General features: G+C 35.5%; 12 protein-coding genes. 3 read left to right on the top strand and 9 right to left on the bottom strand.

Annotated elements, in window-relative coordinates; genetic code table 11:
- Positions 1-93: 93 nt before the first annotated feature.
- On the top strand, positions 94-960 hold the full coding sequence (locus ACZ5N5_RS12675) for a helix-turn-helix domain-containing protein (RefSeq protein WP_277678376.1): 867 nt from the start codon (positions 94-96) through the stop codon (positions 958-960).
- A 106-nt stretch (positions 961-1,066) separates the two neighbouring features.
- Here the strand turns inward: ACZ5N5_RS12675 and ACZ5N5_RS12670 are convergent, their stop codons facing one another.
- From ACZ5N5_RS12670 to ACZ5N5_RS12635, 8 genes are all read right to left on the bottom strand, one after another.
- A complete protein-coding gene (locus tag ACZ5N5_RS12670) occupies positions 1,067-2,446 on the bottom strand; it encodes a UDP-N-acetylmuramoyl-tripeptide--D-alanyl-D-alanine ligase (RefSeq protein ID WP_054787453.1) in 1,380 nt (459 codons plus the stop codon).
- Between the two features lie 16 nt (positions 2,447-2,462).
- Positions 2,463-3,551 (bottom strand): D-alanine--D-alanine ligase, encoded by a 1,089-nt coding sequence (locus tag ACZ5N5_RS12665; RefSeq protein ID WP_109984912.1) that lies wholly within the window; start codon positions 3,549-3,551, stop codon positions 2,463-2,465.
- Positions 3,552-3,798: 247 nt separating this feature from the next.
- The gene (locus tag ACZ5N5_RS12660; RefSeq protein ID WP_464372594.1) at positions 3,799-4,368 is read right to left on the bottom strand and encodes a biotin transporter BioY; all 570 of its coding nucleotides are present in this window, start codon (positions 4,366-4,368) and stop codon (positions 3,799-3,801) included.
- A gap of 81 nt (positions 4,369-4,449) precedes the next feature.
- Positions 4,450-7,077 (bottom strand): PEP/pyruvate-binding domain-containing protein, encoded by a 2,628-nt coding sequence (locus tag ACZ5N5_RS12655; protein WP_464372593.1) that lies wholly within the window; start codon positions 7,075-7,077, stop codon positions 4,450-4,452.
- Between the two features lie 70 nt (positions 7,078-7,147).
- The gene (locus ACZ5N5_RS12650) at positions 7,148-8,431 is read right to left on the bottom strand and encodes an ABC transporter substrate-binding protein (protein WP_464372592.1); all 1,284 of its coding nucleotides are present in this window, start codon (positions 8,429-8,431) and stop codon (positions 7,148-7,150) included.
- Complete coding sequence (locus tag ACZ5N5_RS12645; protein ID WP_464372591.1) at positions 8,418-10,274, bottom strand: diguanylate cyclase domain-containing protein; 1,857 nt, start codon at positions 10,272-10,274, stop codon at positions 8,418-8,420. Before ACZ5N5_RS12645 ends, ACZ5N5_RS12650 begins: the two co-directional genes overlap by 14 nt.
- Positions 10,275-10,680: 406 nt before the next feature.
- On the bottom strand, positions 10,681-11,547 hold the full coding sequence (locus ACZ5N5_RS12640) for a peptidoglycan-binding protein (RefSeq protein ID WP_109984917.1): 867 nt from the start codon (positions 11,545-11,547) through the stop codon (positions 10,681-10,683).
- An 18-nt stretch (positions 11,548-11,565) separates the two neighbouring features.
- Entirely contained in the window at positions 11,566-11,826 is a 261-nt protein-coding gene (locus tag ACZ5N5_RS12635; RefSeq protein ID WP_054861274.1) for a phage holin family protein, read from the bottom strand.
- Between the two features lie 244 nt (positions 11,827-12,070).
- On the opposite strand from ACZ5N5_RS12635, the gene ACZ5N5_RS12630 reads away from it, so the two are divergent.
- Positions 12,071-12,775 (top strand): DsbA family oxidoreductase, encoded by a 705-nt coding sequence (locus ACZ5N5_RS12630; RefSeq protein ID WP_054861273.1) that lies wholly within the window; start codon positions 12,071-12,073, stop codon positions 12,773-12,775.
- Between the two features lie 303 nt (positions 12,776-13,078).
- Complete coding sequence (locus tag ACZ5N5_RS12625) at positions 13,079-15,181, top strand: methyl-accepting chemotaxis protein (protein ID WP_109985100.1); 2,103 nt, start codon at positions 13,079-13,081, stop codon at positions 15,179-15,181.
- A gap of 115 nt (positions 15,182-15,296) precedes the next feature.
- Here ACZ5N5_RS12625 and ACZ5N5_RS12620 read toward each other — a convergent pair whose 3' ends face one another.
- Complete coding sequence (locus ACZ5N5_RS12620) at positions 15,297-16,562, bottom strand: hypothetical protein (RefSeq protein WP_109984918.1); 1,266 nt, start codon at positions 16,560-16,562, stop codon at positions 15,297-15,299.
- Positions 16,563-16,583 lie beyond the last annotated feature (21 nt).

Here is a 16,583-nt window from a genome sequence, read left to right as displayed (position 1 = left end):
ACCTATATAAAACACTTTAATTGTTAGCGGTATAATTAAGATGTGTAGGTGTAATTCACTAAGTTTACCACCATTCAAGAGGTGATTCAAAGCATGAAAAATCCTGTAAAGATTGAAGCACATACACTTCCATTAATTCGCGAGGTCGGCTTTATGTATGATATTGATGGGGTGTTTAAGCATCCAGATCGGGTTATGGAATACTTACATGTCTTTATTTACGTTAAAAAAGGAAGAATACACGTAATAGAGGATGACATTGAGTATTATGTGGATAAAGGTTCCTATCTTTTTCTTAGAAAAGATATCTATCATTTTGGACGTGAATTATATTTACCTGGATCTGAATGGTACTATATTCATTTCTCTGATAAAAATACCGGAGCTCCCAATGTCGAATTCACTCCCTTTCGCCAAACTTCATTGATCGGCGAAGAGGCCTATCAAGCCATTTTCACACTTCCGAAGTATGGAAAGGTCACGAATGCTCCATGGATGGAAACGAAGCTAGTTAAATTATTAGAATTGTATGAATCGACCAATCCAATACGGCCGATTCTTTCCAGCATGGAAGCACATCAAATATTTCTAGAACTATACATGGATAAAATGCAAGAAAATGCAAACAAAAAATCCCACCGGATAATTGCACGAATGGTGAAGCTTTTACACGAAAATGAAGACCAAAAGCTAACAGGAGATCAGATCGCAAATGCGATGGGGATGAATTATTCCTATCTTTCTTCCCTTTTTAAGAACCATACAGGTAAAAGTGTTACCCAGTACCAAAATGAGATTCTTATCGAAAAAGCGATCCAATTATTTAAAAAAGACAATCAAAATGTATCAGAAGTAAGTGATTACCTAGGATTTTCTAATCCATTCTATTTTAGTCGTGTATTCAAAAAGGTTACAGGGGTTTCCCCATCTACTTACTTACAACAAATTTACCGTAATTAAAGGAATCAAAACCAAGCGCATGGACGAGAATAAAAGTCGTCCATGCGCTTGGTTGATGTTTAGGTAATTAATAGTTGGCATCAGATTAAAAACTCTCCTAGTCATGTTATCCAATGATATCTTCTACGATCTCTTCTAATTTCATTCCTCTTGATGCCTTGAATAAAACAACGGTATCCCTATCTAATAAAGGTAATAAGCTCTCCTTTAAATCTTGTTTATCATCAAATGCTCTAGTCTTTATTTCCTCGCTCTTCTCCTTAACAGCACTAGCAATAAATTGACCTAATCTTCCATATGTGAACACATAATCGATAGTTAGATTTGAAATAAAGGAACCCACCTCTTGATGAAATTCTTTTTCTGCTTTCCCCAGCTCTAGCATATCTCCAAGTACTAAAACCTTTTTATGGTACTTCTCTAGTGAATCTACTAATGATACAGCAGCTTTCATAGAGGTTGGGCTAGCATTGTATGCATCATTGATAATCAAGCAATCATTTTTACCTTGATGTGCTTCCATTCGCATAGAAGTTAAAGTCACTTTAGCTAATGCACGCTTCATTTTCTCTTCATTAATCCCCATAAATTGTCCAACTGCGATAGAGGCAAGCGCATTTTTCACGTTATGCATACCAAGTACAGGTAAAAACAACGGTGTCTGCGGAATGGTATTTACCGTAAATTCTGTCCCGTTATCTTTCAATTCGATGGACAGAGGAAATAAATCGGAAGTATCTGTTTCACCAAAAGAGATGGTTTGAAACGAAAATGTGCTACTAGAAATTTTTTGTTGCAGTAGTGGCTCATCTCCATCATAAATAAAAGCTCCATCATTCCTCAGACCTGTCGTGATTTCAAATTTTGCATCCGCAATTTTTTCTCTTGACCCCAAATACTCTAAATGGGATTCACCAATATTCGTGATAACCGCAATATCGGGTTTAGCTATCTTCGAAAGGATTTCAATCTGCCCGACATCACTCATACCCATTTCAAGCACCATCACCTCTGTGTCTTTTTCCAGTTCAAAAATGGATAAAGGTAGACCTAATTGGCTGTTAAAATTGCCTTTCGTTTTTTGAACAGAGAATGTACTCGAAAGAACTTCCGCTATCATGTCCTTTGTCGAAGTTTTTCCATTACTACCGGTTACCCCTACTATCCTTACACCAGTTTGATCCCGATAGCTTCTCGCTAATTGCTGCATGGCTATAAGGGGATCATCCACAAAAATTAATGGAATGTCTTCAGGTGCACCATCTACACCCTTTTTCCAAAAAGTAGCTCTAGCACCTTTTTCAAATGCTTGTCGCACGAACTTATGACCATCAACATTGGAACCAGGTAATGGAATAAACAATTGACCTTGCTGAATCGACCGAGTGTCAATAGAAACCCCTTCTATCTGAACATCCTTCCATTTATCATGAGATAATTCAGCCTCTGCCATCCTCGCAACTTGTTCTAACGTCCTTGTTATCATTATATAAATCCTCCGCTCAATCCATCGTATAAGAGATTTTCAGTTTTTCTTGATGTTTTTCGATTGCTAGCTCTACTAATTTGTTAATAAGAGCCGGATATTCTAGACCACTATGCTTCCATAATAGTGGGAACATACTGTATGGCGTAAAGCCTGGCATTGTGTTCACTTCATTGATTAATATTTCATTATCCTTAGTTAAAAAGAAATCCATTCTTGCTAAACCTGAGCAATCTAACGATTTGTATGCCCTTTTTGCAATATCCTTTATTTGCTCATAAATTTCGTTAGGTAACTCACAAGGTATGATTAACCCTGTATCTTCATCCTCGTATTTCGATTGATAATCATAGAATTCTGTCTTAGGAACAATTTCTCCTACTACAGAGCATTCAAGCTCGTCATTTCCAATAACGCCGATCTCTATTTCTCGCGCATTTACCCCTTCTTCTACAATAATTTTCCGATCATATCGAAGTGCTTCTTTGACTGCTTCTTTTAGCTGTTCCTGATTTTTACACTTACTGATTCCTACACTTGATCCAAGATTAGCTGGTTTGACAAAGCACGGATAACCGATATCAGTCTCAATCTTACTCATTACCCTTTCTGCTTGTTCTTCCCAGTCTTTACGAATAAATCCAACGTATTTTACTTGTGTTAAACCAGCTTGCTCAAAAATAGCCTTCATGGCAATCTTATCCATTCCAGCTGATGAGGCTAACACTCCGTTACCAACGTATGGTAAGCCTAAGATTTCTAGCAGTCCTTGAACCGTTCCATCTTCCCCGTTTGGACCGTGTAATAAAGGGAAAACAACTTCATTGACTTGTGCTGAATCTAATTCTTTTCCCTTTACTGCTCGTTCACTGATCGCGAGAGGAGATACAGTATTTTTTTCCCCTTGAAATGCTAAGGCATGAACATCGTCTACTTTACCTTCTAACACTGGGCCCTTATTCCAGCTACCTTCTTGATCGATATAAATAGGATGCACCTCATATATTGATTGATCAACTGCATTCATAACTGCTTTCGCTGTTTGCATGGAAACCTTATGCTCAGCTGACTTTCCCCCGAACAATAAGTGTAATTTAGTTTTCATAAAACAAATACCTCCAATGATTTCGCACTTTATTTAAAACCAACATTATATTTATGATGTATAATCAGTCACATATCTACTATTATATTGGTAATATACTACATACATACCTATAAGTATACCTCTTTTTTGGGGGTTTACACAAGTTAGTTTCTTAGTCTTTGAGCTTGGTATTGACTAAAGAATACGCGATTACAAATCGCTTGTAGAACAAAAAAATCGCTCAAACAGAGCGATTTTCTAATAGTTAGACAGCTTTTTTAATGGAATGATTTACTGGTAGAAGTTTGGCATTTTCTAAACTTCGTCTGACAACAATACCAATCCAGCTAGCAAGAATCGCTTTTATGATACCGACAATTAAAAATGGGAGAGCTCCTGATACGATAGCGGCATGCCAGGATAAATCAGCAATGAACTTTAATTGAATGGCACCAAACGTTAAGGTGACACACATCCCCACAATATTTGCGATGATTGCCATCCACATATTAAAGGATGTTTTTTCTAGAATTTTGCCTGTAATGTAGGCAGTAGCAATAAATCCAATAATATACCCTCCTGTCGGGCCAATAAGGACATGTGGACCACTTTCAAAGCCTGCAAAAACAGGAATACCTATCAGTCCAAGTAGCATGTAACAGAACATGGCAAGTGCACCAATTTTACTACCTAAAATCGTGGCTGTTAATCCCACTGCTAATGTTTGACCACTAAATGGAACGATAAAAGCTTGAAATTGTATCTGTGCTAAAATGGCCGTTATAGCTGAGAAAATACTAGCTAGAATAAGTGCTGTTAATTTAGTCGATGCCATTTTTTCTTCCTCCATGATATGTAAACCTATAATGAATATAAGTTAACATATTCTATGGAGGAAATCAATCTATTGGAGGAATCATTTACAGATAAGTTTTTGTTGAATTATATCTGCAGTTAACTCCATCCCTTCCACCTTATAAACGTGAAGGATGTCTTTCCAAGCAGGAGAGGTCCATTGTTCTATTAGATTGAATGAACTAGAAAGATAAGAAGGGTTAAAATGTACTCCGTTATTCCCTTCAAAAAGCGCGACATAAAAGATGTCTGCTTCTACCATATCCTGAAAAAAGTGACTGCCATAGGATAATTCTGGTATAAAACCTTTTTCCTCTGAAGCAACCTCACAAATTACATCAACATGCTGAATTTCTGAGAAATGAACAGGAATACCAAGTGAGGGTGTGGATGTGCCCCATCTTCCAGGTCCGATTAATAGTATTCTATCATTTCTTAGATCATTTGTAATTCTCCCAATTAATCTTGCAACATTATACTTATCTTGTTCACTTAATTTAATATATTCATCTGTCACTACATGAACTACATAATCGAGCGGTAAACGTATATTCCCCCCCATAAAATTACCATTTGTACTTATTAAACATCGCTCATTTTCTAGTAATTCCGGGATGTCAACAGACTTTCCCAATCCTTTTGTTTGTAATGGGCGACATTGAACGAGATTAATCTTATAGTCATCCTGATGTTGAAAATTAACGGTAAATTCAATATCTACAGGGTAATCATACACTCTTGCTAATTCTGCCAGTAATTGTTTCATTACTTTAGGAAAAGTAGTATTACCTAAAAGCTGTTTGTAATCAAGAATATACGGTGTAGGCATATGTTGATAGCCTAAATCCTTTAATCTTAAAACTGTTCCTGTATCAATAGAAGCAAATAAACCTTGATCAACATCCCACACATCAGAAATAGCCTTATTTAGTGGGATGCTCGTCCATTTATTATCCTTAATGGAAAGAACATCTGCTTCATGTTGAGAGAATTTCTGTTGGTCATCCATATGCATTAACGGTTTTCTTGTTGGTTGGTCTAATGTAACAATTCTTGCATAATCATCAACGGTTCGATCAACTGCTCTTGTTCCTAATCCAAATACTAGACGAATCATCCCAGCTTCCATCTCAACGCTTTTATCCCATACATATAAGTTAGAAGAATTACCAACTCCAGCAATATGTGGAAAGAAGTGCTCTCCATGATGGTCACCAGAAACTCGCTGGACGAGAATGGCCATTTGTTCATCCTTTTCAAACAATCCACGATTCATCCGATATTCGAGAGCATCAACATTCATTGTACTCGCATAAACAGTTCGTATAGCATTTTCAAAGGCCTGATATCTTTGTTCTGGCGTGCCTTGATTTACACAAAAAACACTATCATATTTTCCAGCAAATGCATTACCGAAATTATCCTCTAATAAAGAACTAGATCGCACAATGATAGGTGACTGTCCAAAGTATTCAAGAACCTGAATAAACTGTTCTTTAATAGTAGCAGGAAACTTCCCTTTCATTAGTTTGTCTTGTAATTCCTTCGCATACTGGTAATAGCCTTTTTTCGTTTTTTGCTTTAATCGAAGTTTCCACCATCCATTTTGAACAATATAAGTATAAAAAATATCAGATCCAATATAAAAAGAGTCATGTGGCTCGATGTATCTTGAGAAGCGACCTTTTTTATCATCCGCTAAAATCTTCCTAGCTAAAAGCATACCAACACTTTTACCTCCGATAAATCCTGTCCCTACTTCTCTTGATACGATTTGCAATAGATCCTGTAAAGTAAAATATTGGTCACATAGATGATACATTCTTGACTTTTCACCGATCAATAGTGGCATTAGCATCTGCTTTGTCTTTTCCTGCTCCACAATGTCTTCTTCCAGCTTTTCCTTAGCTTTTGAGAAGATAACATCCCAATAATCCATCCTTTCTTCAATTCGATTTATATTAGCAAAAAGAGTAGACGCTTCTGCGCTAGCAGTAATACTTTTTAACCGATCTCCTTCAATCAAATGAGGAAAAAACATCGTTGGTGAATAACGCTGCCATACTTTTAATGGATGAATATAATACTTTTCCTTCAACTGATACAGATCTAACAGTACTTGAGTGGTTTCTCTAATTCCCGCGATTGTACTAAATGTGTGAATATTCCGTATAATAGCAAAATAGGCAACGGTATCTAATTCGTATAAATATGGACAACATACCTTGAAAAAGTTTCCAATCATTAAATCAGAGGACCAATTCGATAATAAATCTGTTAAACAATCGAAAATATAAAAAGTCCTTGGACCTTCCTTTTCAATTAGACGGTGGATTTCTGTTGCAAAGCTTTCGAATCCTTTACTTGCATCGACTTCATATTTTTTGATTAAAGGGTCATCTTTTACTATCGGTATGTGCTGACCAAACCGAACGTAGACTATTTTCCGTTGATCCTTCATTGCCTGCAAAACAAAGGGTATTACCATATCTTTATATCCTTCTAAAGTATCGACCTGCCAAACGACATTGTCTCCTAGATGTAAATAATCGATTACATGATCGAAATCTTTTATACCTGTAGAAACCTTCAGTTCAAACTTCATATCATCACATCCATCCAATCCTTTTATATTCTCATTATAGCAATGATTGAAGAATGAACTATATCTATTCAGCATGATTCTCATATTACTATTCGATAGGATAAGTATTATTCCTCGATAGACTTCTTTCCAAACTAGAAGTATCCTTCCAAAATTAATTTTTATTTATTAAATTTTGTAATGCTTTCTGATCTTGTCTAATTAAATCCTCTATATCCTGATGCACTTGCTCAATAGCGTGTTCCGTAATCTCTTCTCCATTTCTGAACTCTGCAAGAGCTACTTTCCAAATATTTTCACTTCCTTTGTCAAGTATGGTTGGCTGTCCTGCGATGCTGTTAGTAACTGAATTCCAATAAATCCTGTTAATATCTTTATTTATAAAAAAGGGATCTTTATTAAAACCTTTATATATATTCATCATATCTTTGCACATATGTTTGATAAATTCCCATGCTATCATTTTATTTTGACTTTGAGAAGAAATAGCAATCGCAGTGCTCGCCTTTCTATCTACCCCATTTAGTCCAAAAGGAAGAGTCGTTATACCCCATTTTTCTTTTTGGTCTGGCACCCATTCCTTTAACTGATCTTGGACATAATTTGCCATATAAAACATAACAAGCTCGTCGTTCTTAAGCGCTGCCTTGCCACTTTCTTCCCATATATTCAAGGAAGGATCTAAATCATTTTCCTCGACCTCAATAGCACCTTCTAATGCTTTTCCAAAAGCATTTTTCTTTGCAATATAATCATAGGTGCCATTAAATAGATTAGAGGTTCGTAAAGCTGTTTCAATGATCTGATGGTCTGTTTCCGTAATATAATGTCCCTTCTGCTTTAAGACTTCCGCCATCTCGATCCATTTCTCCTTATCTGAAATCCATTCACTCAGTCGATCTGGTTCACTTGGAAAACCATATTTCTTTAGGATATCTGCCCGATAATAGGTTACATAAGGAAAATATAATAGCGGTAAAGCAAACAGTTTATTTGAATCACTCGTTCTAAACTCTTCTACCAATCCCTTGGGTAAGGCTTGCATAAAAAGACTATCATCATACATTGGTTTACTTAAATCCTCTAATCCATGAACCCCAGAAAAGCCTCCTATTTTATCGATTGGAAAAACATAGATATCTGGTGTTTTTCCTTTGATCAAGCTATCTCGGTACTTTTCTGCTATGATATTTGGATCTATTTCTTTAATGTTGATTAAAGCATCCGGAAACTTCTCTTGGAATCCTTCTAAGCTATTTGAAAAAATATTATCTGGTGTCCAAATGAGTAGTTCATTTGTTTTAGCATTTTGAGTCTCCTCTTCCGAATCTGTCTCCCTAATAAGGGTCGAATCGTGGACCGATTGTACTGGAGGAGACGTACATCCTGCTAGTATAAAGAACATTAAGAACAAGACGAAACTCTTAGATGTTTGCATTATGATTCTCCTTGATAATAGATAATTCTCTTTGATGATTTCTCTCTTTTTCTTTGTACATTAAAGTGTCAGCATTATGTAGTAATTCATCAATTGTTCTACCATCAACCGGATAAAAACTTACACCAACACTTGCAGATAATGTAATAGACGTTCCTTTAATATTTATTGGTTGAAGAATTACTTTTTCTAGTTCATCACAAACTGCATATACCTCTTCCTTTAAGCTCTTTTTGATTGTCGATACAAATTCGTCGCCTGCTAAACGATATACGTGAAACGATCGATGTTCTTCTTCAAATAATAATAGTCTTTTAGCGAATAGTTTTAATAGTTCGTCCCCACCACTATGGCCTAATGTATCATTAACCTGTTTAAATTTGTCTAAATCAAGAAAAACGACAGCGAAAATATGATCTACTGAATTCTTTAGTAAGGCATCCATATCTTTATAAAAAGAATATCGATTTGGCAAATTGGTTAAAGAGTCATAATGGGCCAAATAGGATAGTTTTGTTTCTGATTCGGTTAACTGGTTCGTTTTCTCCATTAACAATTTATTTTTCAATTTTGTTTCTCGAAACATCTTTTGGAGCTCTAATGCTACTTTTTCGATATTTTCACGTAATTGAGCAAATTCATAAATATTCGTATCTGACCAATTAAATGCTTGCTTCGTCTGAACCTTCCTTGGAAGATCACTTGTAATCTTCGTAATAAATCCTAATGATTGAGATAGAATATGATTAGATACGATCCCACAAACCAAAGCAAAAAATAAGATAAGCATAGCGATTAATAAATATCTTTCCAATTTATTTGCTGCTTTATAGATAGCTTTATCTACTGGAATTAAAAGATACACATCCTTATTAAGAAACGTAGTATGTCCTATATATTTTCCTTCATACCACGCTAAGAAATTCGGGTTGTTCTCGGAAAACCAAATAAACCCATTCTCGTGTATCTCCTTTACAAATCCCGTTTGAAATACCTGACCATCTTCATTAGAATCTAACTGATCTGCTGTCGATAACCAAACCTCAGTATTACTATTTATGAGGTATATTCTCGCATTACTGTCTCCAACCTCATGCTCTAACAATGATTTTAATCTTGCCTTTTCTAAATCCGAATCAAGGGAAAAATTTTGGATTTCCTCTGAATCCATTTCAACGACCTCTTGCCTAAGTGTATAATTTAACTGGGTTAAACTTTGCTTCCACTGTTCATACATATCGGCTTCTAGCGATCTAGAATATAACAAGATGAAAATTAAAATAGGACAAACAGCGAAAAAGATTAAAATATGTGAGATGATTTGACCAAAATAAAGACGATTACGATCCATAAAAACAGACCCAATTTTCGGAATATATGGTAAGTAGTCACATAGAATATCCGCTATTAGTGCTGAGAATAGTGTCGACAACACTAATTGAAAAATAGTAAAATTAATAAATTCACTAGATATGTCCACTGGAATAAAAAACTGGTAGATCATGAAATATAAAATCAATAAAAAACAGTAGACAAAGCTCCATGTAAACAAGTCTTTACCTTTCTTTTTATACAAACTACCAATAACTAATACTTCAATGACATTTAAAAAGTAAAAAGCTTCATTGAATTGGAAGGTATATGAAATCCCATTAATGATTAGAGTGGCAACTAAGGCATAGCGTAAACCAAATAAACGAATTATCGCTAAATAGAAAATAGGTGCAAAACTTATACTGACACCAAATATAAGAGGAATAGTAAATACATGGAAGATGATCGCTATTGTTAAGAAGATTAGATATAATAAAAACCGCTTATTCATCCATTTTTGGAGCATCATTTTTCTTCACCCATATCTCATTTATTATTACAATATTGCAATCTTCCAATATAGTAGAATATAACTGAATAAATATAGTAAAAAAGAACTATAAATTATTATATACTATTTTATAAAGAATCAAAATGTTTTGTCTTATTTTCGTACCGATCCTTGATCCTCTATTTTTAGTTTATTTAATGACTAAGTCTAGTATTATATAGTCCTATTCTCTCAATTAGCATATCATAGAATGAAGGTTGATCAAGTGCTTTTTCATAAATTTTACAACCTAAAATACACTTTTAGAGTTAAGTCAGATAATAAGGTTATAACTATAATTAGCTATACCAACTAAACAATATGTAAAATCCGAACCTAACATATCAAATGAACGAAGGTTCGGATCTTAAATGTTCTAAACCTGCTAGAATAATTTATTCCATGTTTTTGGTCCAACAATACCATCAACCGCCAACCCATTCTTCTTCTGGAAATTTTTCACTGCCTGCTCTGTCTTCTTCCCGAAAATACCATCGACTTTTGTTCCAACTTTTTGTTGGATTTTCTTTACATTATCTCCCTTACTACCAAGTCTTATTAGGGTACCAGGATATTTACTCCATGCTTTCAATGCCTGATTTATTCTGTTTTTCGTAACAGGTCCAACAATCCCATCTACTGTAATCTTTTGATCACTTTGAAAATTTCTAACAGCCCTTTCTGTTTCCGCACCAAACACCCCATCTGCTCCATATTTAGAAAGCGAGTAGCCAAGCTTTATTAAATTTAATTGTAATGTCTTTACCTCACTACCACGCATTCCTTCTTTTATTAAATCTGACTTTTCAGTGAATTGGTTCAAATATTCTACCGGATTCAAGGTAGAGGTTTGTTTATTAGAGCGATAGCCATATGGGGGTGCTGCCTCCGCATGTTTTCTAACTTCATAATGTAGGTGGGAACCTGTCACTTCACCAGTTTGCCCTTGGTATCCAATAATTTGATTCGCACGAACTTTCTGTCCTTTACTTACCGTTACACGATCTAGATGTGCATATAACTGCCCACGGTTGTTAGTGTCCTTCAATAAGACAACATTTCCATAGCCACCTAAGCCTGTACCACTTTGACCCATGCCTGCATATAGAACAGTACCAGCTGTAAATGCCTTAATAGGGGCATTATGCTGTTTTACTAAGTCGATCCCTCCATGAAAATCCTTTGATCCTCTAATAGGGTGAATCCTAGACCCATATGGACTTGAAATTCTAAAGCCTTTAAATTCCGCCATCTAATCACTCCTTTATCATTATTTATCTTGACACATTGTTTGCTTAACAAGCTGATGACTAAATACGGCAACACCTGTTGCGATAATGCCATCAACCATTGAGCGAATATTCCAACCAAACAAATGACATGCTGCAAATATTCCACAGGCTAATAAAATCCAAATAATCAACCAATCAGGTATTAGTGGTGTTCGTTTACATGCATAGCCGATGAACCAAAGAGCTGGTACAATAAAATAAAAATCATCCCGTAACAATGCCCTAAAATCTGTTAACATAGGAACACCTCCTCTAATAAGGGGTTACCGCTGTAACGGCAGCTAGTAAACGAATAACAGAAGATTGTAGGAGCATATAGTATCTTATGATGAATACCATTTAAGTGAAATGGCATTCATCCTGTTTCTTCCTCATCTATATAATCCAAATTTATAGAATAAAGGTATCGTTGTTTAAGCAAATTACTTTAAGGTAGCTTTTTTTTATGTGAAAATATAGAGGATTGTAAAGCGAGGTGTAACCATGGAAATTGAGATTTGGTCTGATTTTAGTTGCCCATTTTGTTATATTGGGAAAATGAGATTAGAAAAAGCGGTGGAAAGATATCCAAAAAAATTAGATATTTTGATCAAATATAAAAGTTTTCAATTAGATCCTGAAGCTCCCAAAACAACGGATAAATCGATTCACGAAATATTAGCAAAAAAATATAACATGACAGTGGAAAGAGCAAAACAAATGAATCAACAACTTGTTGATCAAGCAAAAGGTGTAGGATTACACTTTCATATGGATACATTACAGGCTACAAATACTTTTACTGCACACCGTGTTACTAAATTTGCCCACGCAGAAGGGAAAGAGGAGCAATTTGTAAACAATATGTTTCAACACTATTTTACACATTCTTCTAATTTAAGTGATCCGGAAATACTTCTTCAGGTTTGCAAGGAACTTTCTCTAGATCTTGAAAAGGTGAAGCAAATTATCGAGTCTTCTCAGTTTGAGCAGGACGTTTTAGAAGATATTGAAGAGGCAAAGAATTTAGGTATTACCGGAGTTCCGTTTTTTGTCTTTAATCAAAAATATGCTATATCAGGTGCACAGCCAGTCGAAACATTTATGCAAGCATTAGAGCGGATCACAGAAGAAGAAAACTCTAACCAGAAAGATTTAACCCCTAATAAAAAAAGAAGCTTTTGTGAAGGCGACCAATGTAAATTTTAGTAGAAGAGTAAGAAAATCATCCTGATGATTTAATGATAGTGTCTATAGTTATATAGGCACTATTTTTTATTATATAAAATCAATCAATCCAATCATTCCTGTCAAATTTTATTATTTTTTATCGTCATTTTCTCCTACTTGTGTTATAATCATTTTGTACTATTAGGTAATTTTATTTTCCTATTATTTTATCCATTTCCATCCTACTATTGTATCATTAATATCGTAAGCCTTTTCAAAAATAAATATAAAATGGGGGTTCTATAATTGAGAAAGAAACTGCGGAAAAATTATGATAGAATCATGTCTAAATTTAAGAAAGTTAAGGTGAAAGATCAATGGAATAATCTAAAACTGAAAATAAAAAAAGACCGAAATGGAATTAAGGAAGTTAGCCATTCGAGTGTTCCCAAAAAGAATTCAATCGGTTCGGTCATCTTGTATAGAATTTTAGCAACCGTTTTAATAAGTGTCCTAATCGTTGGAATTTCTTCTTACATCATATCAAACAATATCATTAAGGAAAAAGTAACCGATGCCACAGAGCAAACAATGGTACAAGCAGGAGATAAAATAGATTTTATGATGGAAAGTTATCGGGATCGAGTGACAGAAATCTTAATGGCACCTAATTTTAGCAATACACTTTCCCAATTAGATAAATTTGAAGATCCAAACAGCTTTGATTATTTTTCATTAAGAAGTACGATTGATGATGCATTAACACAAGTTACAATGGTGGATGGAAATGTTAGCTTGTACCTTGTGCATACCGAGAAGGAACGAGTCATTTCTTCTACACAGACATTGGATGAAGAAACCTTAAAAGATAGTAGCTGGTATCAAAAAGCATTGGAAGCAGATGAGGCAGTAGCATGGATTGGTGGTACTGAAAATGGAATTACGGGAACTAATGATAAACCGACGGTAACATTCGGACAAAGTTTACAGATTGGTGGCCAAAATTACATACTTTTTGTCGAATTAGACACAGTCGTCTTTGAGGAAGCACTTCAGGATGTAACCGTCGGGGAAGATGGATTAGTTTATCTCGTTGATCAAAACAATGAGATCGTTTTCTCTTATGATGGGGATGAAATTACAAAAGAATACCCTTATCCGATTCAGTTGGACTCTGATAAGCATGTGAGTGAAAAGGATGGCGAATTAATTTTTCAAGATTCTTCTGGGATCACCGATTGGCATCTAGTTGGTTCTGTTTCGGAAGCTGATTTGACGAAAGATACAAGAGTTATCTTTTATGTAACCCTTGCCATCATTGTTCTTTCCTTACTCATGTCTATATTTATTGCTTCACGAATGGTGAAAAAGGTTGCTACACCGCTAGCTAGCATATCCAATCTAATGGCCGAAGCACAAAATGGTGATCTACGTGTTAAGTCTATAGATACAGAACGAAATGATGAGATCGGCGTTTTATCAAGGAGCTTTAATGATATGCTTCAAAATATTGCTGAAATGATGGACCAGACAAAGCTATCAACAAGTAAGGTTTTAGCAGCTGCTATCAGCCTTCACGATATTTCTCAAACACAGTCACAATCAGCTAAGGAAGTAGCTGCTGCTTCTGAGGAAATCGCTAGTGGTGCAACAGGATTAACGGATGAAGCGGAAAAGGGAAACACACTTGCTGCAACAATCCATGATGAAGTAGAAAATGTATATGGAAATAATGTAGAAATGGAGAATTACGCGATTGATGTATTAGAAAGAAGCCATGAAGGGTTAGAAAAAATGAATGAGTTAGTTCAAAAAACAAGAGACAGCGAGGAAATGACCACAGCACTTGTGGAAAAAGTTGACGCTTTAAAGGCAAGCACAGAGCAAATTAATGATGTCATGCTTATGTTAACGAATATTGTCTCTCAGACGAATCTACTCTCATTAAACGCTGCGATTGAAGCAGCAAGAGCTGGTGAAGCTGGTAAAGGATTTGCTGTAGTCGCAGACGAAATTCGAAAGCTATCTGAACAATCTAAGCAATCCATTGACAAGGTAGATGAAATTACTTCTAGTATTGTCCATGAAGTAAATGATACTTTAGGTGTTTTACAGGAAGCAAACCCTAGATTCAAGGAACAGGTTTCCCAAGCAGAAGAGACGCAAACCATCTTAAATGGTGTTGGTAGTAATATGGCTGCCTTTACAGGTAAGATCCAACAAATTACCGAATCTATTCAGCAATTACGTGATTCTCAAGAGGTGCTAACTTCTACGATTCATCAAGTAAGTGCAACAGCAGAACAATCCTCTGCAATAAGTGAGGAAGTGTCCGCAACTACTGAGGAACAATTAAAAGTAAGCGAATCATTAGTAACAACATCAGATGAGTTAAAAATATTATCAGAAGAATTACAAGAGATGATGAAAAAATTTCAAATATAACTTGACGGGGATCAAGGGAAGGCTCTAATCCTATTAACGAGAAATATACAAAGAACACATATTACTTTTCCAAAAGTAAATGTGTTCTTATTTTTTAATTCACTAACTAATTTTCTCATATATACTCCCCACCAGGATATAATGTTTGGGAATATAATCTTTTACTCTGTGTTTGTGTTTTTCCATTTTTCTTTCTTAGGTCTAGTTTACTACTACCATATATATAGGCAGCCTGCTGATCATAAACAATAACCTGGCTGCGATTACTACCAATTAAATCACCATATACGAGATAACCATCGATTGGAAAGGTAGTAATTACATTTTGGTAACCATCATATATGGTTGGAAGAACATTGCCACCACGTCGATAAGCTAGAATATAATCGAGACCAACGTCATCCCAATTTTCGATTGTTTCTATAATCGTTAACCAGCCTCCAGTATCTCTATTTTCCTTCCAAATCTCTTTCCCATTAGCATCTAATAAAAAAATACCATCCTTCCCATCTGAATAATTGGAACCTCGAACGATTCGATCCAGTCCAGCAACCTGTAAGCCAGGATAATCGTGACGAAACTTACCTAAACATACATGCTGTGATTCTATTGATCCATTATATCTCCATAATTCATTTCCTAAGCAATCATATAAAACGGTTACACTACCTCCAATCACTAACTGATAATGATCAGCGTCTGGTTGCACCTTGCCTACCCATATACAGTCGGCGTGATCCTCAAGCTCCTGACAGGACCAGACTATCTTACCAGCTGCATTCAAAAAATCATAGCCTGCCATTATTTCATCTTTTCCATCTCTATTAAAATCAAATGCCCATGGAAAGTGCCCGATATTCCCTTCGTGTGTCCAGAGAAGCTCCCAATTACTACTTAACGCCCACATCTGCTCATACCTGTTCTTTAGAATAATATCATTAGGAAAGGCATTTCCTGAAATATTGGCAATAATGATGCAATCATGCGCATCCTCACTTGGTAAAGGAAGCTTCTTCTTTACCTCACCTGTTTTGCCATCGATAATGAAAAAGCTCTTTTTCATTATAAAAAGAACCTCGTTATTTCCATCACCATCTATATCATAAATTTGAATCGGATAGTCACTACCAGGGCCTCCAGGTTGGTCTGTTGGTGCTCCAACCTGCCATAATTCATTACCTTCCAAATCAAAGGCCGTCATTGATTCTACTTGATGCGGTTCATATCTATCGTCAATACCACCATTTGGCTGTACCATCAAAATGTCTAATCTACCGTCACCTGTTAAATCACCTAGAAACATTTTGCAATTTTTCCCTGCTGAAGAAATATCCACTCTTCCAAGTAAATAAGGCATAGACAATTTTTTATCAACCGTCATATGGCATTCCCCTCCCTATCC

This window comes from Gracilibacillus sp. JCM 18966, assembly GCF_055392695.1.
This window is presented reverse-complemented; position numbering and strand designations above follow the sequence as displayed.

What these genes read in the sequence shown, in the direction of transcription:
- ACZ5N5_RS12675 (WP_277678376.1), top strand. Translation starts at nt 94, where the DNA reads ATGAAAAATCCTGTAAAGATTGAAGCACATACACTTCCATTAATTCGC.
- ACZ5N5_RS12670 (WP_054787453.1), bottom strand. Translation starts at nt 2,446, where the DNA reads ATGATAACAAGGACGTTAGAACAAGTTGCGAGGATGGCAGAGGCTGAA.
- ACZ5N5_RS12665 (WP_109984912.1), bottom strand. Translation starts at nt 3,551, where the DNA reads ATGAAAACTAAATTACACTTATTGTTCGGGGGAAAGTCAGCTGAGCAT.
- ACZ5N5_RS12660 (WP_464372594.1), bottom strand. Translation starts at nt 4,368, where the DNA reads ATGGCATCGACTAAATTAACAGCACTTATTCTAGCTAGTATTTTCTCA.
- ACZ5N5_RS12655 (WP_464372593.1), bottom strand. Translation starts at nt 7,077, where the DNA reads ATGAGAATCATGCTGAATAGATATAGTTCATTCTTCAATCATTGCTAT.
- ACZ5N5_RS12650 (WP_464372592.1), bottom strand. Translation starts at nt 8,431, where the DNA reads ATGCAAACATCTAAGAGTTTCGTCTTGTTCTTAATGTTCTTTATACTA.
- ACZ5N5_RS12645 (WP_464372591.1), bottom strand. Translation starts at nt 10,274, where the DNA reads ATGATGCTCCAAAAATGGATGAATAAGCGGTTTTTATTATATCTAATC.
- ACZ5N5_RS12640 (WP_109984917.1), bottom strand. Translation starts at nt 11,547, where the DNA reads ATGGCGGAATTTAAAGGCTTTAGAATTTCAAGTCCATATGGGTCTAGG.
- ACZ5N5_RS12635 (WP_054861274.1), bottom strand. Translation starts at nt 11,826, where the DNA reads ATGTTAACAGATTTTAGGGCATTGTTACGGGATGATTTTTATTTTATT.
- ACZ5N5_RS12630 (WP_054861273.1), top strand. Translation starts at nt 12,071, where the DNA reads ATGGAAATTGAGATTTGGTCTGATTTTAGTTGCCCATTTTGTTATATT.
- ACZ5N5_RS12625 (WP_109985100.1), top strand. Translation starts at nt 13,079, where the DNA reads ATGTCTAAATTTAAGAAAGTTAAGGTGAAAGATCAATGGAATAATCTA.
- ACZ5N5_RS12620 (WP_109984918.1), bottom strand. Translation starts at nt 16,562, where the DNA reads ATGACGGTTGATAAAAAATTGTCTATGCCTTATTTACTTGGAAGAGTG.